This is a genomic window from Aequorivita todarodis, from assembly GCF_028561335.1.
Lineage (GTDB): Bacteria > Bacteroidota > Bacteroidia > Flavobacteriales > Flavobacteriaceae > Aequorivita > Aequorivita todarodis.
In genome coordinates this window covers 238,152-260,067 of sequence record NZ_JAQQTG010000020.1, presented here as the reverse complement: position 1 = coordinate 260,067, position 21,916 = coordinate 238,152, and the positions used below count along the sequence as shown (strand labels likewise).

General features: G+C 39.2%; 21 protein-coding genes, 1 tRNA gene and 1 pseudogene. 11 read left to right on the top strand and 12 right to left on the bottom strand.

From position 1 onward, the window contains the following. From POV26_RS10455 to hutI, 3 genes are all read right to left on the bottom strand, one after another. On the bottom strand, positions 1-3,048 hold the full coding sequence (locus tag POV26_RS10455) for a porin family protein (protein ID WP_272856416.1): 3,048 nt from the start codon (positions 3,046-3,048) through the stop codon (positions 1-3). A 149-nt stretch (positions 3,049-3,197) separates the two neighbouring features. Then, on the bottom strand, positions 3,198-4,199 hold the full coding sequence (locus POV26_RS10450) for a formimidoylglutamase (protein ID WP_272856415.1): 1,002 nt from the start codon (positions 4,197-4,199) through the stop codon (positions 3,198-3,200). Further along, positions 4,199-5,434: an imidazolonepropionase gene (gene hutI, locus POV26_RS10445; RefSeq protein ID WP_272856414.1), complete on the bottom strand. Its 1,236-nt coding sequence runs from the start codon at positions 5,432-5,434 to the stop codon at positions 4,199-4,201. The genes POV26_RS10450 and hutI overlap by 1 nt, the downstream gene beginning before the upstream one ends. Positions 5,435-5,589: 155 nt before the next feature. Here hutI and POV26_RS10440 point away from each other — a divergent pair, with 155 nt between their 5' ends. After that, positions 5,590-5,898, top strand: a complete 309-nt coding sequence (locus POV26_RS10440; RefSeq protein WP_272856413.1) for a hypothetical protein — start codon at positions 5,590-5,592, stop codon at positions 5,896-5,898. Between the two features lie 100 nt (positions 5,899-5,998). Here the strand turns inward: POV26_RS10440 and POV26_RS10435 are convergent, their stop codons facing one another. Beyond that, positions 5,999-6,175: a type II toxin-antitoxin system RelE/ParE family toxin gene (locus POV26_RS10435; protein WP_272856412.1), complete on the bottom strand. Its 177-nt coding sequence runs from the start codon at positions 6,173-6,175 to the stop codon at positions 5,999-6,001. A gap of 155 nt (positions 6,176-6,330) precedes the next feature. On the opposite strand from POV26_RS10435, the gene POV26_RS10430 reads away from it, so the two are divergent. The 3 genes from POV26_RS10430 to POV26_RS10420 all read left to right on the top strand — a co-directional run bounded on the left by POV26_RS10430 (position 6,331) and on the right by POV26_RS10420 (position 8,529). Continuing rightward, positions 6,331-7,497, top strand: a complete 1,167-nt coding sequence (locus tag POV26_RS10430; RefSeq protein ID WP_272856411.1) for a trans-sulfuration enzyme family protein — start codon at positions 6,331-6,333, stop codon at positions 7,495-7,497. Between the two features lie 76 nt (positions 7,498-7,573). Next, positions 7,574-8,290, top strand: a complete 717-nt coding sequence (gene bshB1 / locus POV26_RS10425) for a bacillithiol biosynthesis deacetylase BshB1 (RefSeq protein ID WP_272856410.1) — start codon at positions 7,574-7,576, stop codon at positions 8,288-8,290. Positions 8,291-8,453: 163 nt separating this feature from the next. Beyond that, positions 8,454-8,529, top strand: a tRNA-His gene (locus POV26_RS10420). 200 nt (positions 8,530-8,729) lie between these two features. On the opposite strand, the gene POV26_RS10415 is transcribed toward POV26_RS10420, so the two are convergent. Then, the gene (locus POV26_RS10415) at positions 8,730-9,740 is read right to left on the bottom strand and encodes a M28 family metallopeptidase (protein ID WP_272856409.1); all 1,011 of its coding nucleotides are present in this window, start codon (positions 9,738-9,740) and stop codon (positions 8,730-8,732) included. Positions 9,741-9,758: 18 nt separating this feature from the next. Next, the gene (locus POV26_RS10410) at positions 9,759-10,091 is read right to left on the bottom strand and encodes a hypothetical protein (protein WP_272856408.1); all 333 of its coding nucleotides are present in this window, start codon (positions 10,089-10,091) and stop codon (positions 9,759-9,761) included. 144 nt (positions 10,092-10,235) lie between these two features. Between POV26_RS10410 and POV26_RS10405 the strand changes: the two genes are divergently transcribed. Together POV26_RS10405 and POV26_RS10400 are read left to right on the top strand one after the other, a co-directional pair. Beyond that, the gene (locus POV26_RS10405) at positions 10,236-11,618 is read left to right on the top strand and encodes an MBL fold metallo-hydrolase (protein WP_272856407.1); all 1,383 of its coding nucleotides are present in this window, start codon (positions 10,236-10,238) and stop codon (positions 11,616-11,618) included. A gap of 252 nt (positions 11,619-11,870) precedes the next feature. Continuing rightward, positions 11,871-12,875, top strand: coding sequence for a T9SS type A sorting domain-containing protein (locus tag POV26_RS10400; RefSeq protein WP_272856406.1), 1,005 nt, complete (start codon positions 11,871-11,873; stop codon positions 12,873-12,875). An 88-nt stretch (positions 12,876-12,963) separates the two neighbouring features. On the opposite strand, the gene POV26_RS10395 is transcribed toward POV26_RS10400, so the two are convergent. Next, on the bottom strand, positions 12,964-13,446 hold the full coding sequence (locus POV26_RS10395) for a ferritin-like domain-containing protein (protein ID WP_272856405.1): 483 nt from the start codon (positions 13,444-13,446) through the stop codon (positions 12,964-12,966). 193 nt (positions 13,447-13,639) lie between these two features. Between POV26_RS10395 and POV26_RS10390 the strand changes: the two are divergent. Next, positions 13,640-14,704 (top strand): annotated as a pseudogene (locus POV26_RS10390) (NAD(P)/FAD-dependent oxidoreductase); the annotation flags it as partial. 135 nt (positions 14,705-14,839) lie between these two features. On the opposite strand, the gene POV26_RS10385 reads toward POV26_RS10390, so the two are convergent. The 5 genes from POV26_RS10385 to POV26_RS10365 form a co-directional block, all read right to left on the bottom strand. Then, a complete protein-coding gene (locus POV26_RS10385) occupies positions 14,840-15,616 on the bottom strand; it encodes a DUF1801 domain-containing protein (RefSeq protein ID WP_272856403.1) in 777 nt (258 codons plus the stop codon). Continuing rightward, positions 15,616-16,026 (bottom strand): VOC family protein, encoded by a 411-nt coding sequence (locus POV26_RS10380; RefSeq protein ID WP_272856402.1) that lies wholly within the window; start codon positions 16,024-16,026, stop codon positions 15,616-15,618. Before POV26_RS10380 ends, POV26_RS10385 begins: the two co-directional genes overlap by 1 nt. 160 nt (positions 16,027-16,186) lie before the next feature. After that, positions 16,187-16,675 carry a hypothetical protein gene (locus POV26_RS10375; protein ID WP_272856401.1) on the bottom strand — a complete coding sequence of 163 codons (489 nt, stop codon included), beginning with the start codon at positions 16,673-16,675 and terminating at the stop codon, positions 16,187-16,189. Positions 16,676-16,790: 115 nt separating this feature from the next. Then, entirely contained in the window at positions 16,791-17,357 is a 567-nt protein-coding gene (locus tag POV26_RS10370; RefSeq protein ID WP_272856400.1) for a hypothetical protein, read from the bottom strand. A 7-nt stretch (positions 17,358-17,364) separates the two neighbouring features. Beyond that, positions 17,365-18,036 (bottom strand): SIR2 family NAD-dependent protein deacylase, encoded by a 672-nt coding sequence (locus POV26_RS10365; protein WP_272856399.1) that lies wholly within the window; start codon positions 18,034-18,036, stop codon positions 17,365-17,367. A gap of 198 nt (positions 18,037-18,234) precedes the next feature. Between POV26_RS10365 and POV26_RS10360 the strand changes: the two genes are divergently transcribed. The 4 genes from POV26_RS10360 to POV26_RS10345 all read left to right on the top strand — a co-directional run bounded on the left by POV26_RS10360 (position 18,235) and on the right by POV26_RS10345 (position 21,762). Further along, positions 18,235-18,915, top strand: a complete 681-nt coding sequence (locus POV26_RS10360) for a TrmH family RNA methyltransferase (protein ID WP_272856398.1) — start codon at positions 18,235-18,237, stop codon at positions 18,913-18,915. Between the two features lie 102 nt (positions 18,916-19,017). Then, on the top strand, positions 19,018-19,590 hold the full coding sequence (locus POV26_RS10355; protein ID WP_272856397.1) for a non-canonical purine NTP diphosphatase: 573 nt from the start codon (positions 19,018-19,020) through the stop codon (positions 19,588-19,590). Positions 19,591-19,750: 160 nt separating this feature from the next. Next, entirely contained in the window at positions 19,751-20,374 is a 624-nt protein-coding gene (locus POV26_RS10350) for a hypothetical protein (RefSeq protein WP_272856396.1), read from the top strand. Positions 20,375-20,385: 11 nt separating this feature from the next. Beyond that, a complete protein-coding gene (locus tag POV26_RS10345; protein WP_272856395.1) occupies positions 20,386-21,762 on the top strand; it encodes a T9SS type A sorting domain-containing protein in 1,377 nt (458 codons plus the stop codon). Positions 21,763-21,916: the final 154 nt, after the last annotated feature.

Below are 21,916 nucleotides of genomic sequence, written 5' to 3'. Positions count from 1 at the left end.
TTAGTTGGAGTTTGGTTGAATATCGCCTGATTTTTGTTTGAATTTATCTTGATTTAGAACAATTGGGCAATCCCTCCATGATTTTATATAGAAGACCTGTTTGTAATTTTTATATGATTTGGAATCAGCAAGGATTTCAAAACTATAGTATCTATTTTGTCTTAGATTCATTCCTTTACTTAAAGCCCAATTTTTTAGATTTAACTGTCTTGTTATAACGTTGCTATCATAAGAATTCCAACTCTCTGTTACACAATTTCCATTAATTATTCCTTGTTGATTTACTTCACAAAGCTTAAATTCCGTAAATGAATAATTAACGCCAAAATTTGTTTGAGTGGTCATATTCAATGGAAGACAATAGCTCTTAGAGTCATCATTTATTGTGAATTGTATTTGATTACATGACTTTACAAGTACTTCATTGCTAAATCTTTCCTTCCAAATACAAGTGGACCTAGCCCTAGTTACTATTCGTAAATCATATGTATAGCCTGGCTGTAAATACGCCAAGTAATCTATTCTAGAGTTTACATTGAAATATGTTTGTCGCCACCATGTTGAAGTACCCTTCTTTTTCCAATAATATCTAACTCTATACTCCGAATTATTATTTGAAGCCGAACTCACGTCAATTTTAATTTTTCCGCATTCGTAATTGAAAACTCCTATCCCAACTCTAGAATTACATCTACTAGATCTCGAAGCAGTATGCTCTATTCCTCCGTCATTTTGCAAGTCTTGTTCAATAGATTCTACCTGATCAACTTGCGATTTAATTAAATTGTCTGAAGATTCTAAACCTTGCCTCCTGTCACTTAGTTCCTCTTCTTTTAGTTTTTTATTCTTTATATTTTCATTCTTAATCTTATTTGTCGTAGTAAAGCTTTTCGAAGGTTTTAATAATATACCAGATTGATTTTGTTGGTTGCCAACTCCTGTGCCAATTCCTCCGCTACCAATTCCTCCATTTCCAGTGTTATCTAAACTAGAATCATAATCATAACAAACGGTAAGTTCACTACAGGTTTGACAATTGATATCGGTAAACGTATAGCGTATGCAAACTTTGTATTTACTATGGCAACATTCTAATTTGCTTAAATCAGGTAAACTAATATTCATTTCAAAAGTTTTTGTATTCGAAAAATCAACTCCAGTAGCAAGCAGTGATTTCCAGGTAAATTGATTACCATATCCATCACTATTATCATCTTTTAATTCTGCGATACCATTATTCTGCCAACCATTATTTGAACTAATCTTTCCAGATTGAGAACCGCTTGCAAACACCCCCATTTTACTATGGTCTTTTGTGCAAGTATAACATTGTTCATCACTTACTGCATGTTGAACAGAAATAATCTCTGCATCTACCTTCATTATTGGATCTGCATTGAGAATTTGAATATCTTGTCTGATGCGCATATTCGATACAACTGGAAAGGGAAAGACCCAAAATCTTTTATTTGAGGGTACAATATCCCAATCCTCGCAGATGTCACAAATGCAATTGGGTAGTTCAATGGTTTGTGACGGACCACAAATGGACTGATCATTAGTGCCTGGTCTGGTTACCATACCGGCCACAAAGGTTACGGAGGAAGAGCTAATCGGAAGGGAAAGCTCAAAGCAGAAGGAAGCGGATTGATTGGGCTGTAATGCTGCCGAATAACCTGGATATCCTGAAACTGTTGACATAGGAACTGGAGGACAGGAGGAGGGCATAGCTGTATTGGTGATTGTTAAAATGCCACTCGTATTAACCACGTCAAAAATTTGATTATTTCCCGCTAACACATGTGGTGTTAAAACTCCCGGGACACTACTGGTATTTTGTACTGTAAAAGTCCCTGTATATTTTACATTTCCTGAATCGTCATAAGCGGGAGAATCACATTGAATATCAATATTGGTAAAATTATAGATACAGTCACTTGGTCCGCTTCTCGTTGATGAGTTTTGAGTTGGTTTTATGGTAAAGACGCTAATATCAGTCGTAGTCGGTTCACAATTATTATAGTTAGTAGTAATTCTCCAGCTATATTCTCGTTTACCATCAAGATTATAAAAATCTGAAGTCATTTTTTTAGTGAACTTAAAATTTGGTTGCTTAACCGTTTTTTCAAACAGACGCTTTTCGCCATAAAACAATTCAAAACTATACGATGTGGCTTTTGGTTTAGAATGATTAATCCAATTAAATTCAGGCACAACTCCAGAATCTGCAAAATAGGTTTGACCATTATATGGACTTTTTAATTTGGTATCGTCACAAATAGACTCCTCTTGTGGGTCTAGTGTCTCGTTAGGATTTTTAACTGGGATGTTTTTAACTTCACCAAAACTAAAAGTCAAGCCCGCATTCACATTAAAATAGGAGGGACTAAAACTTTCCTTAATAGGGTCTTGGTCAATAATTAACTCTGGATTGTCAAGATTGTCTAAACCACAATTACAATATTCAACCTTTGCAGAACCATATACATATTGTAGATTCAGAAACAGTGAGATTTTTTTGGAAATTTGATAGTTCAATCGAATCCCGCTGGTTATCCCAAAACCAGAACGCTTTTGTTCAGGAAGATCAAAAATAGTTTTAATACCATTAGGATATTGAAAAACTGATGCTGTTTGTGGTGTTTTTAAATAAAGGAGTCCAAACTTTGCATAGATATCTACATTAAATTTAGAAGTGCCCAATCTATAAGTGGGCCCAAATGTAATAGCCGAGGCGTTCCATTTTCCATTAGTAGTATTCAAAATACTGTAAGGAACCGAAATACTTGAAAAATCAAAGGGGTTTGAAAAGTCATTGTATTGATAATTAAAATCTATTCCCAAAGCAAAATTTTTACTCAAATACTTATCAATCGAAATCCCGAATACAGCCCCGTTTTTAGAAAAATCTTTAAGTTCATCTTGAGGTAAATTGATCCCTACATAGGGAGATAACTGCAAAGTTTTTTCTTCTTTTGTCTGCGAAAAGGAAAAACAACTTATCAATAATGATAGTAGTAATAAAAAAGTTGGTTTTTTTATATTCATGACCCTTAAATTTTCATTAAAAGTCTCATATCTCTTTAGTTCTAAGAAGGCATAGTTGCTTATTGGTCGTTCCCAATCGATTATCGGGAATTATCAATTTATCATTAGAAAAAAGAAGAAATAAATTGGAATTGAAATAGGAAAACTGTTTATAAAATACTGTCACTCACCAAATAAGCAATAGCCTTCCCAACTTGATTGGGAAAAACTCCCGCAGATGGCGACCCTTCACAAATGTGAAGATATCTAGCATTCTCAATTTTTGAAAAATAAGAAACAAACTGTCGGGCTTCGGTCAAAGAAAATCCGCTGGGCGTCATGGCACTGCTGCCCATCATTTCAACGGAATCCATATCCAGTTCGATTCCGAAGTTTTCATTGCAGCAGAAATTTTCTGCGTCTTTCAATGCTTCTGAAAACGATAATTTATTATTGATGGAAATATCTTCAAATAGATTAAATTTTACCCTTTTGGAATTTTTTTCAATGGAATTAAAAACCGCTTCGGAAGTATAATTTTTGTGCAAGCCGAAGATGAAGTAATTCTCCAAAAATCCATCCTCAAAAGCATACGAAAACCCGTTGCCACTGTGGCGATGTTCCAGAGTTCGAAAATCCGTATGCGCATCAAAGTTGATGCAATTGAGAGCTTTTTCTATACCTTCCGAAGTGCCTTTCAAATTTCCAAAACTGTTGTTGTGGCCGCCACCAATGATTATCGGGAACTTACCAGCCGCAACAATCGCTTTTACAACTTCCGCAACTTTATGGTCTATTTGGGTAACGAGTTCGCCTAATTCTTCAGCATAATGAATTTCTTCTTTTGAAATACTTTTAGCCTGCTTCATTTGGGTGTCGCAGTCAATTTCACCCAAAAGAATCACGTTTTCAGCATTGTTCAGATGATTGTGCTGCATATTTAAAAGGCTTCCCAAAGCGGCGTCCCAAGCTTTTGATGTACCGGGATTTCCAAAATTAGCGCGAACGCCAATGTCTTCGGGAATTCCTAAAAGCACGTATTTTGCGGCGTGGTTTTTTAAGTCTTCAAGCTTTTCAACAAAGGCTACTTTTTCGCCAAACTTGGTTTCCCCAGCCCGCTTTTTTATAGTTGAAGCTACATTTTTTTCAGAATAAATTTTCAAAAACCCCATTATACCTCTTTACCATTAATAATTACGGAATCAATCAGATTACTGCCGAAGGCGTACGGTAAATAACCATACGACGGAACTGGTTTTGTGATAATGAGATTTGCCGTTTTTCCTTTGGTAATACTGCCGTGGGTTTTACTGAGGCCCATGGCGTAAGCGCCATTTATTGTTGCGGCGTTTATAGCTTCTTCGGGGGTCAATCGCATTTTTATACAGGCAGTTGCCACCACAAAATTCATATTTCCACTGGGTGTGGAACCGGGATTATAGTCTGTTGCAAGTGCCAAAGGCAAGCCCGCATCAATCATTTTTCGTCCGGGGGCGTACGGAATACTCAAAAAGTAGGAGCAGGAGGGAAGCGCCACCGGCATTGTGTCGCTATCTTTTAAATCCTCAATGTCCTTCTCTGTCATCACCTCCAAATGGTCCACGCTCAGAGCGTTGTGTTTAACGGCTGCCGCAATTCCACCGATACTGTTGAATTGATTGACGTGAACTTTTGGAATTAGGTTGTATTTCTTTCCTTCCGAAAGAATCCGTTCCATATCATCGACAGAAAAATAACCCTCTTCGCAGAAAATATCCACATATTCGGCGAGCTTTTCTTCGGCAACTTTCGGCAGCATTTCGTTGCAGAGCAAATCCAAATAACCGTCTTTGTTGCCTTTGTATTCCGTGGGAATTGCGTGTGCGCCCAAAAAAGTGGTTTTGATGGTAATGGGGTATTCTTCATCCAGTTTTTTAGCCACGCGAAGCATTTTCATTTCGGCTTCCGTTGTAAGTCCGTACCCGCTTTTAATTTCGATGGCGCCAGTGCCGAGGCGCATCACTTCTTCAAGTCGCGCCGCAGATTGATGGTACAAATCCTCTTCCGAGGTTTGTTGCAGTTTTTTAGCGCTGTTCACGATTCCACCGCCTTTTTCGGCGATTTCCTGATAGCTCAAACCGTTGATTCTGTCCACAAATTCCTGCTCCCGATTGCCGGCGTAAACAATGTGGCTGTGGCTGTCGCACCAGGCTGGCATCACTATTTTTCCGCTGCAATCCAACGTCTTAAAACCTTGGTGCGGCCCCATTTTGTCCATAGTTCCGTAATCTTCTATCACGCCGTGGTGTATAAAAACCCAAGCGTTTTTGAGGGTTGGGAGTTCTTTCATTTCTTTTCCGCTTAACTTTTCAGGGCAGTTTTCGCGCACTTGGAGCAATTCTTTTATATGGGTGAGCAGTAGTTTCATGGAATTGATTTAAACAAAATTTTTTATAAAGATATAGAATCTAAAATCCAAAATAGAAATTCCAATTTCCAAAAAGGAAATAACATAAAAATTTACATCAGAATTTTTGCAATCGAAACAATTAGTCTTATTTTTGATATTATAAATATCGTAAAATGATACAATTAGTTTCAGACTATTCAAATTATTTGGACGAACTCCCAGAACTTATAAAAAATTCGCCCTATAAAACGGCTTATATTATTGAAAGACTTCAAATTCCTAAACCTACTTTTTACCGAAAATTGAAAGAGAGGAGCTTTACCGTGGCCGAGGTAAAGGAACTTACAAATATTCTATTTCCGAAGGAAGCCATTCTAAAAGAGATAAGGGAAAACATTCTAAATTCCCGAAACGAAATAGAAGCGGGAAAGTTTACCGACCACGGTGATTTTATGGAGGAAATAAGGAAGGAATTTCTTTAGTCCCAATAGGGTCTTTTATGGTTGTTCCATACGTCCAGAATATGTATGCATTCGTCTTTCACTTCATAAAAAGATAAATTTGTTTCACGACCAATATTTTTTAATAACCAATTTGTTTATCAAACGCGCCCATTTCTGGAAACATTTTTAGTTTTTCAACAATGTCTTCCAATTTTAGAATAAAATTTTTCATCACGCTGTAGCCCCACTCTTCAAGTAAATAATTCAGGTTTTGTTTGTAGTTCCGCTTTGCGGTTTCAGACCAGATAGATTCCATATCCTACATTTTCAAATAACTAAAATAATCAAATCCATCTTTAATGTTATCACATCTATTACGTGTAAATTGGAATCCATTTGGAATTTGGTCTTTGTTATTTGGGATTTTCTTCCACGGAATCTCTATCTTTAAACCTTAAAAACATAAGTCAAATGAAATCCGAAAAATTAGGCCTCAACACCATCTGCACCCACATTGGCGAGGTGAAGGACGAGCAATTCAAGGGCGCGGTTTCGCCGTTGTTTATGTCCAGCAGCTATGCGTATGAAGATGTGGAGGTTAAGCGGTACCCGCGCTATTTCAACACCCCAAACCAGGAAGCGCTTTGCAGGAAAATAGCAAGGCTCGAAAAGTGTGAGGCGGGGCTGATCTTCGGAAGTGGAATGGCCGCCGTAAGTACTGCGATGCTGGCTTTTTTGCACAAAGGCGACCACGTTGTCCTACCCCAAACTCTGTACGGAGGCACTTATAATTTTGTGGTAGAGGAATTCCATAAGTTCGGAATAGAATATTCCTTTGCCGAAGGTTTTTCGGAAGCGGATTTTTCTGAAAAAATTCAAAAGAACACCAAAGTGCTTTTTGTGGAAACCCCTTCCAATCCGCTGATGCGAATTACCGATTTGGAAATGATTTCAAAATTGGCAAAACGGCACGGCCTGATTACGATGATAGACAATACGTTTGCTTCGCCGGTAAACCAGACCCCGGCCGATTTCGGCATAGATATTATGATTCACAGTGCCACAAAATATATGGGCGGGCACAGTGATATTTTAGCAGGCGCCGTGGCAGGAAGCGAGGAACACATTAAAAAAATCTGGAACCTTGCCAAAAATCTGGGCGGAAGCCTTAGCGACTACACCGTTTGGCTTTTGGAGCGAAGCATGAAAACCATGGTACTCCGCGTTAGGGCCCAAAACGAAAACGCCAAAAAAATGGCGAAGTGGCTCGACGGCCACCCCTTGGTTGAAAAAGTGTATTATCCCGGATTGAAAACCCATCCAGACCACGGACTTGCAAAGAAGCAGATGAGCGGTTACACGGGAATGCTTTCCTTTGAAATAAACGAATCTTTGAATGTGGATGAATTTTTAAAAGGATTGAAAATGATTAAACCGTCCATGAGCTTGGCAGGTGTGGAATCTACCATTCTTTCGCCTGCAAAGACTTCGCACGCGCTACTTTCTGCGGAAGAACGAAAGCGACAAAACATTAGCGATGGCTTGCTGCGTTTTTCTGTGGGAATTGAGGAAACGGAAGATATAATTGCCGATTTGGAAGGCACTTTCGAAAAGGTTTCAAAGAAAAATTTAGTTTAAATTAAAAAGATAGCCGCCCTCGCAGACAGCTTTTTAAACTTATAAACCCATAAACATATAAACTTTAAACTTTTTTATGAAGATTGATATACTCGCCATTGGCGCACACCCCGATGATGTAGAATTGGGTTGTGCTGCCACTTTGGCAAAAGAAATTAGCAACGGAAAAACGGTAGGAATTTTAGACCTTACCCGCGGCGAACTTGGTACCCGTGGCACGGCTAAAATCCGCGACAAGGAAGCTGCCGACGCGGCAAAAATTTTGGGAGTTAAGTTTCGGCACAACCTTGAATTTTCCGATGGTTTTTTGGTAAATAATGCCGCATCACAATTGGAGATTATTAAAATCATTAGAAAATACCAACCAGAAATAGTGCTTTGCAACGCCATTGACGATAGGCACATTGACCACGGCAAGGCGAGTAAACTTGCCAGCGATGCTTGTTTTTTAAGTGGTTTGCAAAAAATTGAAACAATTTATGAAAGCAACCATCAAAAAGCTTGGCGGCCAAAGCACGTTTACCATTACATCCAATGGAAGAACATCGAACCCGATTTTGTGGTTGATGTAACCGGATTTTTGGATAAAAAGTTAGAAACGGTATTTGCATACAAAAGCCAATTTCACAGAAAAGAAGCTGATGAGCCTGAAACTCCAATATCCTCAACCAATTTTAGGGATAGTATTACGTACCGTGCCCAAGATTTAGGCAGATTGATAGGTACTGAATACGGTGAAGGTTTCACTGTTGAACGATATCCTGCGGTAGCTTCGATTTTTGATTTAATTTAGATGCTGGGTGCTGGGTGTTGGTGAATAAGATGATATATTGAGGAAACCGACAAAATCTTTCTTGAAGGTATTGCATAGCCTTAAATATTGGTTTATATTTGCGCCTGCCTACCAAGAGAGGTAGGTCGCGCTTAGCGAAGTTGTGTTTTAAAGCACAATAAATGGTGGTTGTAGCTCAGCTGGTTAGAGCGCTTGATTGTGGTTCAAGAGGTCGCCGGTTCGAACCCGGTCTTCCACCCGAAATAAAAATCCTCCCTTTTTTGGGGAGGATTTTTTCGTTTCAGTTTTCACGTTTCAACTTTCAAGTTGAAGTTTCAGAGATCAAAGCTTTGTTGTTTTTTCAACTAACCGGCCCCTATTTTTCTATTTCAAACAGTCATGTTCTAAAAGTCCTGTTTCCCTTAAGTCCTGTTTCCTGTTTCCCATAAGTCCTGTTTCCCTACTTCTTATCTATTGCAATTCTGTTTTCGCGATTGGCAATTTCCCAAGCGGTCAAAAATATGAGCTTCGCGCGCTTTGCCATCAATTCATATTCTATTTTATCGGGCGTATCGGTCATTTTGTGGTAATCTTCGTGTACGCCATTGAAGTAAAAAATAATGGGAACGTTATTTTTCGCAAAGTTATAATGGTCACTTCGGTAATAGAAGCGGTTCGGATCGTCGGGGTCGTCATATTTGTAATCCAGCTCCAGCTTTGTGTATTTGTTGTTCACTTCCGTGGAAACGTCCTGCAATTCCTGGCTTATTTTATTGCTTCCTATTAAATAGATATAATTCGGATTGTCTTTTTTCTCGGGATCAATCCTGCCAATCATATCTATGTTAAGGTCGCAAACCGTATTTTCCAGAGGAAACAGCGGATTTTCGGTGTAATAACGCGAGCCGTACAGGCCAATTTCTTCTCCCGTAACGTGAAGAAACAAAATGGAGCGCTTGGGGCCATTGCCATCTTTTACAGCCTGTTGGAAGGCTTGGGCTATTTCCAAAATGGAAACTGTACCACTGCCATCGTCATCGGCGCCATTAAAAACATTTCCTTCCTTATCCATCCCCACGTGGTCTAAATGTGCAGAAATAATTACAACTTCATCTGGTTTTTCGGAGCCTTTAATATAAGCAACTACATTTTCAGAAGGTTGCGGATCTCTTCTTCCCGAAAAAAACCCGGCCGGGATATTCTGAAAATAATTATCGGTTCCCGGAGCCGGTTTAATGCCTTCTTTCACATAGAAATCGCGGATGTAATTTGCTGCCATACGCTGTCCTTTGGTTCCCGTCATTCGCCCTTCCATTTCATCACCTGCATAAATGTAAAGATGCTTTTTAAGATCTTGGGCGGTTATGGTATTTGCATACTCGATGCCGGTTATCGGTTGGTGCGCACTGTTCTGTGTGGCATTGCAAGAGAAGATGAGGGGCGAAAGAAATGCTAAAAAAAGAAGCTTCATAAAATTGGAGGGATAAAGTTATTCAAAAGAAACGAGTTCGTAATCTTCTGGCGCCAAACCACCCTCGCCAATTTTTTTGTAGTTAAAAGTATATGTTTTTAAAATTTCATTGCCTTCCCTATCTTGTGATTTTACGGTAACCTTCACTATATATGTTACACCAAGGGAAGCTTCGCCAGTTTCGGTTTCGGTCAGTTCGATATTCTCGTCATTAAATTTTGTGCCCTCGGGCAGCTGCAATTTTTCAATGGCATCTTTTTTTGCCAGCTCGCGAATAACCTGTTCCTGTTTATTTTCGGTAGAACATGCCACGATCAGTAACGATATTAAAATAAATGCGATTTTTTTCATGATATTCTTTTTTAGGTTAATGCGTAAAGATAAAATAAGTTGGAAGGCTTAATGCAAAAGTTTTGTGAAAATAGGCACTTTGGTTTTTTTGTTTCAAATTTTTGAAAAAGACAATCCGTATATTTGTAAAAAAACAGAAAAACGATGAAGGTAGAACAAATTTACACCGGGTGCCTTTCCCAGGGAGCATATTATATAGAGAGCAAGGGCGAGGCCGCGATTATTGATCCTTTGCGCGAAACAAGGCCTTATTTGGAACGTGCGCAGCGGGACAACGCGAAAATAAAATATATTTTTGAAACCCATTTTCATGCAGATTTTGTGAGTGGGCACATTACGTTGGCACAACAGACCGGAGCTTCCATAGTTTACGGGCCACACGCCAATCCGTCTTTTGATGCTATTCTGGCGAAAGATGAGGAGGTCTATAAATTGGGCGATGTTACTATTACCGCCATCCACACGCCGGGCCACACCATGGAAAGCACAACCTATTTGCTGAAAGATGAAAACGGAAAGGACTACGCAATCTTCACTGGCGACACACTTTTTTTGGGAGATGTTGGCCGCCCAGATCTTGCCCAAAAAGCAAATGAGATAACGCAGGAAGATTTAGCGGGAATTTTGTTTGATAGCCTTCGCACCAAAATAATGCCGTTGGCAGATGACGTTATTGTATATCCTGCCCACGGTGCTGGTTCCGCCTGCGGAAAAAACATGATGAAGGAAACCGTCGATACTTTGGGCAACCAAAAAAAGATGAATTATGCCCTTCGCGCAGACATGACCCGCGAGGAATTCATTAAAGAAGTAACCGATGGCCTAGCCCCGCCACCGTTGTATTTTCCAATGAACGTTAAAATGAATCGCGAAGGTTACACTTCTTTTGATGCGGTAATTGCACAGGGAACAACGCCTTTGGACCCCGAGACTTTTGAAAGAATGGCCAATGAGACCGATGCCGTTGTTTTGGACGTCCGCAATCAGATTGACTTTATCGATGGCCACATTCCACGCTCCATATTTATCGGACTGGACGGAGGTTTTGCACCTTGGGTGGGAGCGTTGCTCGCAGATGTGGAACAAAAAATATTGTTGGTAGTGCCTCCGGGACGGGAAGAAGAGGCGGTTACCAGATTATCAAGAGTAGGTTTTGACAGAACCCTCGGGTATTTGCAGGGAGGCATAGATGCCTGGAAAGAAGCCGGAAAGGAAATCGATACCTTGGAATCCGTTGACGCGGAAACCTTTAAGGAAAAACTGGAAAATAAGATTCCTGTTTTTGATGTTCGCAACGATGGCGAATATGCCAATGGCCGAATATCCTGTGCGGCCCACGCTCCTTTGGGTTTTTTGAACCAATATGTTAATGCTTTTCCCGATGGCGACAAGTGTTACCTCTATTGCGCGGGCGGCTACCGCTCCGTAATTGCCGCCTCTATCTTGAAAAAACGGGGCATCCACAATGTGGTGAATGTTGCCGGTGGTTTTGCTGCGATTAAAAATGCTGGCATTCCCGTCCTGTAATTTCAAAAAATAAATTCATAAAAGTAAAGCCCTTAATGAACAATTGAGGGCTTTACTTTTATAGCTATTTAATATGGTTTTTTGCTTTTAATTCTTTCTACATTCCCAAAATATCATCCTTTTTATACTTTTTGAATAACTCATAGATAGCTGTAATTCAGCACTTAAAATTATTTTGTTAAACTTTTCAGAAAAAAGATTAAACAAAATGATTTGTTTCTTAGTTTTACTTCGAACTAAAAACTATTTATTATGAAAAAAGTATTACCAATTATTGCAATTGCTTTATTTACAATCAATTCAATTGCACAGACAGCACGTGTACAAGTGATACACAACTCAGCCGATGCGGCTGCAGCAGAAGTAGATGTTTATATAAATTCAGATTTAGCTATAGATGATTTCGCTTTTAGAACGGCCACACCGTTTCTTGATCTTCCGGCAGGTGTAGAGATTAATATAGGTATAGCTCCTGGAAACAGTACAGATGTAGGCGATGTATTACTAACAGTTCCCGTAACGCTTACTGAAAATGAAAAATATATTGTGGTAGCGGACGGTATTGTTAGTCCAACTGGCTATAATCCGGCACCGCCACTAAGTCTTCAGGTTTTTCCAATGGCTCGTGAAATGGCGATGGATCCAACGAATGTAGATGTACTTGTGCACCATGGTTCCACCGATGCCCCAACAGTTGATGTTGTTGAAACAGGAATAGGCGCGGGCACTGTGGTAGATAATATATCATACACAGAATTTCAGGGCTACTTAGAGCTGCCAACAGAAGATTATATCCTCGATATTACAGATGAGACGGGGACGGTTACGGTTGCAAGGTATCAGGCTCCATTGGCAACTTTAGGATTGGACGGAGCGGCCTTGACCGTATTAGCTTCTGGATTTTTAGATCCTTCACAAAATTCAAATGGTCCCGCTTTTGGGCTTTACGTTGCAAGTCCCTTAGGTGGTGCCCTGTTGGCACTTCCATCAGTTCCTTTAGGTATTTCTGAATTTGATTCCTCGGCTTTTGCCCTTTATCCAAACCCCGCAAGTGAAAGGGTAAACATAAGCGCATCGGGAATAGATTTAAGCCAATATTCAATAGCGGTTTCAGATATGTTGGGACGTATAGTTATAAAAACTGAAATTAACATTGACGGAATGATTGATATCAGCAATTTGAGTGAAGGAATATATAACCTGACAGTCCTGGACGGTAACAAGATTTTAATAAATAAAAAGTTTGTTAAAAATTAGTGATTGTAAATTTAATTAAACTGAAAGCCCTGCAAACCATTAAGTTGCAGGGCTTTTTCTTGCCATTTTTATTCTTCAACGTGCTGAGTTATTCAACATCGGCAAGGTCTTCCAAAGTTTTTACTTGATTCAGTGTATTGTGTATTTCTGTTGCTTGGTTTTTAAGTACTTCAAAAATAGTGGAAGGAAAATTTTGGTTTTGAAGTTTGCTCTCATATTCCTTCCAGCTCGCTTTTTCACCGCGGATGCACTCTTCCAAAATTGCTTCGTCAGTATTTCCGGCAACGGAACTTTTAATATCGATCCAAGTCCTGTGTAGATCTCCCGTTAAACTTCCACTTTCCTTAGGCTTTTCGTTCAAGTTTCTGATCTGCTGGTCAAGTTCTGTGGCAAACCGGTTGCGCTGTGATGCTTGTCTTTGAAGAAAGCGCTTCAAATTTTGATTTTTTGCATCTTTCATCGCCTTGGTGAACCCTTTTTCGGCATCATAATTTTTTTCCAATAAATCCTGAAGATTGTTCACAATCTCTTTGTGGATGTTTTGGTCGGCTTTTTCTTTTGTCGTTTCCATAGTCTTTTGTTTTAAATTTTTCGTTTAAAGATAGCATCGGCAGTAACAAATAATTCTTAGCAATTTCACAATTGAGGAGTCTTTAACGCCTGGTGTTAAAGGAATTTAAGATTTTAAAAAAGTGGGGAAGTAATAAATAATTGCCAAAGCATGTCGCTTCAACCCATTGTTTCAGTAACTTTCTAAAAAAAATATGGATATACGCTCAAATGAACCGTATTGGTTAATCAAAAACTCGCTTCCCCAAAGCTATCCTTCCCTAAAAAAATCCATTTCCGCTGACATTTTGATAATTGGAGCGGGAATAACGGGCGCCCTCATAGCCTATAAACTTATAGGTGAGGGAAAAAAAATCGTGATGGTTGACCGAAGGGATATTTGCAATGGCAGCACCGCGGCAAGCACTTCCATGTTGCAGTATGAAATTGATGTGCCCTTACACAAATTAATAGAGCAGGTGGGCTTAACCTGTGCCGTTTCCAGTTACCAAAATTGTGAAAATGCAATAAAGGAGATACGAAAAATCGCAACCGCAGTTGGCAGTAAATGCGGATTTAAATATATGAAAAGTGTATATTTTACTTCTACTAAGAAGGATTTAGAATTTTTAAGGAATGAATTTAAAGCAAGAGAAGCGCATGGTTTTGATGTAAAATGGCTTTCCAGAGAAGAACTCCAAAGAATAGGTTTGAAAGCCTATGGCGCGATTGAGTCAAAATCTGGTGCGGTGATGGATGTTTATGTGTTGGCAAATGATATTTTGAAATACTGCAACAAAAAAGGATTGGCCATATATGATAGAACTTCTGTGGAAGAACTAAAGACCAAAAATGATATAACCATAGCGAAAACAAAAGAGGATTTTACCATTGAAGTTGAACACGTTGTAAACTGCACCGGTTATGAGAGTACTGAAACGGTGAAAGAGGATATTGTAAAGCTCAAAAGCACGTTTGCATTGGCTTCCGAATCTTTTTACACCATGCCAAAAGCATTTAAAGATCGAATTTACTGGAATACGGATGCGCCCTATTTATATTTTAGAAGTACGGATGACAACCGGATTGTGATGGGTGGTGGCGATAGGGATTTTAAAAATGCGATGCGCCGTGATGCGTTGCTTCCAAAAAAGGAAAAGGAATTGGCAAAAAGTTTCAAAAAATGTTTTCCCGAAATTGAATTTATTGCAGACTATTCTTGGGCGGGCACTTTTGGCGAAACAAAGGACGGCCTGCCCTATTTCGGAAAACCCGATCCTAAAAGGAACGAACATTATATTTTAGGTTTTGGCGGCAATGGCATTACCTTCAGCGTTATGGGGATGGATGCCGTTGTTCATTCAATCAACAAAACACCACATCCTTATTTGGAGTATTATAAATTCAATCGATAACTATTCTTCTAAAACCGATAATATATTTCCTGCCGGATCTTTAAACCAAGCAATGTCTGGGCCTTTGTCGCTCCAGCAAATCCCTTTATCATCTGTTTTTATTGGCTCTTCGTATTGAAGAAATGCTATTCCTTTCTCGATAAGTTTATCTACTGTATTTTCAATATTTTTTACAGGAAAATTAAGAACTGTGAACGTGGCGGTTTCGTGATCGTTTTTGGGGTAAAGAATAACACTATGCCCATTTTGGAAATGGAGTTCCAAATGCCCCATTGGATTATCTTTTACTTTAAGACCAAGCAAATTTTCATAAAATTTTTTTGCCTTTTCAATATCTTTTACGGAATAGCCGCTGAACGCCTCTGAATTTTGTAACATGATTTTAAAATTTATTTTTCTGAAAGTTCTTTTATTTTCTGAATTTTCTTCAATTTCCTTCGTTCTAAATTTTACAATATCACGAATCAGTTTCCAGGGAATTTCTTCACTAATAGGAAATTGAATAGAGCCTTTCCCGGTTTTGTAATTTAAAAGTTCTTTTTGAAAAGCCTCATTTCCCGAGGGAAGCGCGTAAAACCCAATATGGTTTTTATAGCCCGCAAAATAAACCAGGGGTTTCCCCTTCAATTTAAAAGCCGGCATTCCATAACTCATTGTTTCCACGCCCGTAGGTGCTGCTCGCTTTATTGTTTTGCGTAAACGTTTCAGAATATCACCAACTTTTTTCGGAAACGGGCTTATGTATTCATCCGTGTTTTTAGGATTTGAATTTTGCATTACTTCGGCATTTTTTCCATATCCATATAAAGCATATTCCAACGATGGCCATCCAAATCACTAAAAGCAAAACCGTACATCCAGCCTTGTATTTCTTGGGGTTTACTGAAAACATCGCCGCCAGCGCTTTCTACTTTTTTTGCCATTTCATCCACTTCCTTTTTGCTTTCGGCATTAAAGGAAATCATCATTTCAGTTCCTTTTGAAGTGTCTGAAATCTTGTTCTGAATAACCCCTTCAAACATTTTCTCTTCAAAAAACATAATCGGCATGGTTGCTTTTCCTACCAATAGTGCCGTCATTGTCTCGGTCTCGCGTTCAATTTTGAAGGAGAAACCTATTTCGGTAAAAAACTTTTTAGATCGCTTTATATCTTTTATGGGAAGGTTGAGCCAATATTCTGTTGTCATAGTTTTTAGGTTTTTAATGTTGCTGTCGTATTTTGTATTCCTTACAAATTTAGAGACCTTTCTTGTGAAAATTGAAGTGTAAATACGCCAATTGTAAGGGGGATTTACGACAAAAAAAGCCCAACCAAGATGATCGGGCCCCGAAAATTAGGTTTGTTATTTAATTTTCATCACAATTTATTTCTTCCAAAGGCATTGCGTCATTAAGAGTGAATTCTGTATTGTTTTTGAATTTCATTTTGCCATCTCCTGCTTCCACTTCCCCAAAACCTTCCACGAGCTTGTTTCCTTTTTTCAAAAACATAACTTCACGAACTGAAAGAGTGCCTTCCGAACCGAAGGTATAATCTGCAAAAAGTGTGTCGCCAACCATTTTTCCTTCAAACGTACCGTCGCTTTTGTCCTTTTCAAAATAATTATAGCTTAAGGTACCTGCTACCTCATCGTTCATCTTTTCCATTTGGAGCAACACGGTGTCTTTTTTTGAAACGTACCGATAGCAAGCTATTTCGGGGGAATTCACGTCGCTTTCCACGATATCCGCTTGTTGGGGCGCCATCCCTTCGGAGTTCTCTTTTTTTGTTTCATTTTTACAGGAAGTGATTGAAATTGTACCAAGAATTGCAAAAATTAAAAGATAATTTTTCATAGCGCTATTTGTTAGGTTGTTATGGAATCTTAGAGGTTTATTATCATAAAACTAAAGAAATATCCCTTGTTTCAATTATTGGTTAAATATATTTTAACAAAAGCGCTTTTCAATTTCAGGAAATCTGTTTCAGTATTTTTCGCGCCCTTGCTTGATAGCCGGCACTTTTATTGGGAGCATTTTCGGTAAGAATGTTCTTTAGTTCAGGATAAATCCATTGCTTGTCTTCGTCCCATCCCAAATAATAGAGGCATTCCATAGCCGGTGCCTGGCAGGCCACTTTTTGGTCCGTGATGAGCCAATCAAAACAGCATTCGGTAATAGTTTTTCGTTCCTCTTCATTTAAGATTTCGGAAAACATATCGAGTGTTTCCATGTAGTGGAAATGGCAGAGCATTTCACAGATCTTAGCACAGGAACGAAGCGCCGAATCATTTTTTATTGTGGGAAGTCTTTCAAAAAATAGGTTCATATATTTCAAAAAAAGTTCGGGCCTGCGCTCACAAATCAGTTCCAATTCCCACGCAGCCTGTACCAGCAGTTCACTTTCCTCCGTAAAACACCATTGCAGTGTTTCCCGAACGTAACGGGGCTTTTTGACAATCCATGAAGCGATCTCCTGTCTTTTTTGTCGGCTGCTGTCAACCTCGGCCAATTTCGCTTTTAAATCTTCGGGAAGCATACAATTTCTATTTTAAAAGTGCTACAACCTTTGGTACACCGGTGGAAGCTTTTTCGGTAAAAACCGTTATTCTTTTACTCTCTGAAATGGAAGGTTTGGGATCCACAAAATAAATATGTGCATCCGGTTTGGCATACTGTACCAATCCCGCCGCGGGATATACCTGCATCGAGGTTCCCACAATAATAATCGAATCGACTTGCGCTACAACATCGGCCGCAACCTCAATCATCGGGACCATTTCGCCAAACCAGACAATGTGGGGGCGCAGTTGGTGGTTGTTTTCACAGAAATCTCCCAAGTTCAAGTCCTCTTTCCAGTCTAAAACCAAATCTTCATCAAAGGTGCTGCGCACTTTCAGCAATTCTCCGTGAAGATGTATTACATTAGTGCTGCCCGCCCGTTCGTGCAGATCGTCCACATTTTGGGTAATGATAGTTACCTCGTGCGTTTTTTCAAGTGCTGCCAAGACTCTGTGCGCGGCGTTTGGTTGCACGGTTAAAAGCTGTCTTCGGCGCTGGTTGTAAAAATCGAGTACCACTTCCGGGTTTCTCTTAAAGCCTTCTGGCGAGGCAACCTCCATCACGTCGTGGCCTTCCCAAAGCCCATCACTGTCCCGAAATGTTTTTATGCCACTTTCCGCGCTCACCCCGGCGCCTGTCAATACTGCTATTTTCATAACTAAGTTATTTGGTTACTAAGTTATTCATAATTGCCGTTTTTAAAAAGGAACTATTAAATCAATAACTTTTATCTTAGCCAAATCGAAGATATTGACGATTAACGATTAACGAATAACGCTTAACACTTAACACTTAACTCTTAACAAATAACTCAATAACTGAATAACTCAATAACCCAATAACTCTCTCCAACCTTGGATTTAGAATTACTAAAATACCTACAAACCTACCTCACGGAGCGCAGAAAAGACCTTTTCCAAAAAGTGCTTTCCGAACGAACCCGTCATTTTACCGTGGCAACCGAAGACGTGTACCAGCTCCACAACACCAGCGCGGTAATGCGTACCTGCGATGTTTTTGGCATTCAGGATTTGCACGTGGTGGAAGAACGCCTGGGAAAGCGCGTGGATAAGGAAATTGCCATGGGCGCGCAGAAATGGGTAAGTTTGAAGCGGTACCACTCCATCACCGATTGTATTAAAAATCTTAGGGGTTCGGGCTATCAAATTATTGCCACCACACCGCACGATGCTTCGACCTTGTTGCACGAATTTGACGTTTCAAAAAAGAGCGCCTTTTTCTTCGGAAAGGAGAGCGACGGCCTCAGCGATACGGTAATGAACGCCGCCGATGGTTTTTTAAAAATCCCGATGTACGGGTTTACCGAAAGTTTGAACATCTCGGTTTCCGCAGCGATTATTTTGCAAAGCGTTGTTTCAAAAATGAAGCAGCATAAAGTAAACTGGCAACTTTCCGAATCCGAGAAACTGGAGATTGAAATGGAGTGGATGAAGAAAACGATTAAATCTTCGGAAGAAATAATTGAAAGGTATTATCTTGAAAATTCCAAATCACAAGCACCAAATAACAAATAAAAATTCAAAATTCAATGTTCAAAAGTTAGACAATCGACAATCGTAAATCGCAAATCAAAATCTAACCCTTAAAAAAGATTCCCGCCTTCGCGGGAAATAAATATGAAACTCGTCTTCGCCACCCACAACCAAAACAAATTCGCAGAAGTAAAAGCTATGCTTCCGAACCATATTGAATTACTTAGTTTAGATGATATTGGTTGTGACGAAGACATTGCCGAAACGGCAGACACCATTGAGGGCAACGCAATTTTAAAGGCGAATTACGTTCGCAATAAATACAATTTAAACTGTTTTGCGGATGATACCGGGCTGGAAGTAAAAGCCCTAAACAACGAGCCGGGAGTTTACAGCGCCCGTTATGCGGGAGTTTCGCACGATTCAACCGCGAATATTAAAAAACTGCTGAAAAATTTGGAAGGCAAAGAAGACCGCTCGGCAAGATTCAAAACTGCAATTGCCTTGAATATGGAACACGAAGAGATTATGTTTCTCGGAATCTGCGAAGGTGAAATAATCAAAGAACCCCGGGGCGATTCAGGCTTTGGTTACGACCCAATCTTTCAACCCAAAGGCTTCGATAAAACCTTCGCCGAAATGACCCTCACCCAAAAAAGCGAAATAGGCCACCGTGGAAAGGCGATGCGGCAGTTGATTGATTACCTCTCTGATTGATCAACGATATGTAAAAGTTTAGCTTGATAGAATAAAATTCCTTACTTTAGAAGTATAAACTCCTAACTAATGACTAACCAATGTAAAAATTTTTAAACTTGAAAACAGATCCAATTATTATAAAGAGATTTTCGTTATTTTCGAAAATACCGTAAGAACTATGATGAGCTATATTCCATGGAGCAGCCCGTGTCCCGATAGTTTTACAGTTGGACAAAAAGTTCGGGTTTGGCAGACGATAAATGATAACCCTGCTGTTTTTGGCCCAGTTGAAACAGATATAGCGTCACTTTATGAGCCCTATAAAGGAACCTATTATAATGCCGGTCCTACCTTACCGGAGCATATACCATTATTTCAACCTGGTTTTGAATATCGTTTTGTGGAATGTAATTGCAATTGCCCGCAACCTGCTCCTTATGGCACTCCTTTTAACTATAATGTTGCTAGAGTTTTAAAATATGTGAGCCCAAATGAAACAAATTACGCAACAATTTTTCACCCTAACCACTCGGCAATTAATATCGAAGAAGTTGATATTGCCTTTCAGGATACTCAAGTTGAGAGATGTTATGATAACTTTAATCGTACTCCCAGCGGAGGAAGTATTACCAAGTTTAACGATGATGTATTTAACTCCAATATTACGGTAACGCCACAAGATTCTTTAGGAATAAACAACCCTAATTTAATTAATACTTTGCAACAAGGCTTGTACAAAATTGAAAAAGTTTTTATAGATGGATCTAACGAAGAAACTGTAATTTATAAGGAGAATAACTAAAAACCTAAGCAATGAGGAGTTATTTTTCTATTCTTTTGTGTTTTTTGTGCATAGTAGCCTCTGCTCAGTTTGGACCACAGCAAGTTATTACTACGGAGGCTATTGGAGTTGAATTGGTTATTGCGGTAGATATTGATGGCGATGGGGATATGGATATTGCCTCAGCTTCTAGGGGAAGCGATACCATTGCTTGGCAGGAAAACTTGGATGGGCTTGGTGCTTTTGGGCCTCAGCAAATGATTACAACTTCATTAGACCAAACGGTGTATGTGGCTGCTGCCGATTTGGATGGAGATTGGGATATGGATATTTTGGGGATATCGGGTTTTGGAGATTTGGTAGTTTGGTTTGAAAATTTGGACGGATTAGGTAGCTTTAGTCCACAGCGTATTATTGACGCCTCCACTATTTTGCCAAGTGAAATTATTACAGCCGATATAGATGGTGACGGCGATGAGGATGTTGTTGTTTCTTCTCGTGGGGAAAATGCCATCATTTGGTTTGAAAATACCAACGGTCTTGGAGATTTTGGTCCAAAACAGGTTGTTACTAATTCTGCCCTTTCTGGGTTTTCAGTTTACGCATCAGATCTCGATGGGGACTTGGATATAGATTTGGTGGCAACCTCTTCTGGAAACAAACGCTTGTATTGGTACGAGAATCTGGATGGATTGGGAACTTTTGGTCCCGATCAACTCATTGTTGAAACCTCGGATTTTGGAGGCTTTGTTTCGGTTTTTGCAATAGATATAGATGGTGATGATGATAATGATGTACTTGCAGCGGAGTTTGGAGGAGATAGGCTATCTTGGTTTGAGAATACAGACGGCTTAGCTACTTTTGGCCCTCAACAAATTATTACCTCCACCCTTATTACGCCTTATATGGTGTTTTCGATAGATTTAGATAATGATGGCGATGTAGATGTGCTATCTGCCTCTGGAACCGATGACAAAGTAGTTTGGTTTGAAAATACAGATGGTCTGGGAACTTTTAGTACAGAAAAAGTCATTACAACACTTACTGACAATCCACGTTCTGTATATGCTGCGGATATTGATAATGATGGAGACAATGATGTACTCTCAGCTTCTATTGCAGATTATAAAATTGCTTGGTACGAGAACTTAACCGTGCTAAATGTATCAGAAAATCCATCCGTAGGCATAGCCGTTCATCCTAATCCAGTAACTGATATATTAAATATTACTTCACCTCTTGTTATTTATAGCGTTGAAGTTTATAATATTGGAAGTCAGCTTATTGAGCGTAATTCTTATCATCAACAATCGGTGGCTATTGATTACAGCAAATATTCTTCTGGCATTTATATAATAAAAGTAATTTCCGATACAAATATACAGGTCGTTAAAATTGTAAAAAAATAGTTCCACTATCCATTGGGTGTATTAAATGATAGTTCCTGTTTCTTTGAATTTTTATGGACGATTTCCTCCGGACTCAATAATCAAAAAAAATCTACAATCGTACATCGTATATCATAAATAAAACACTACTTTTGCGCCCTTGAAAAAAATCAAT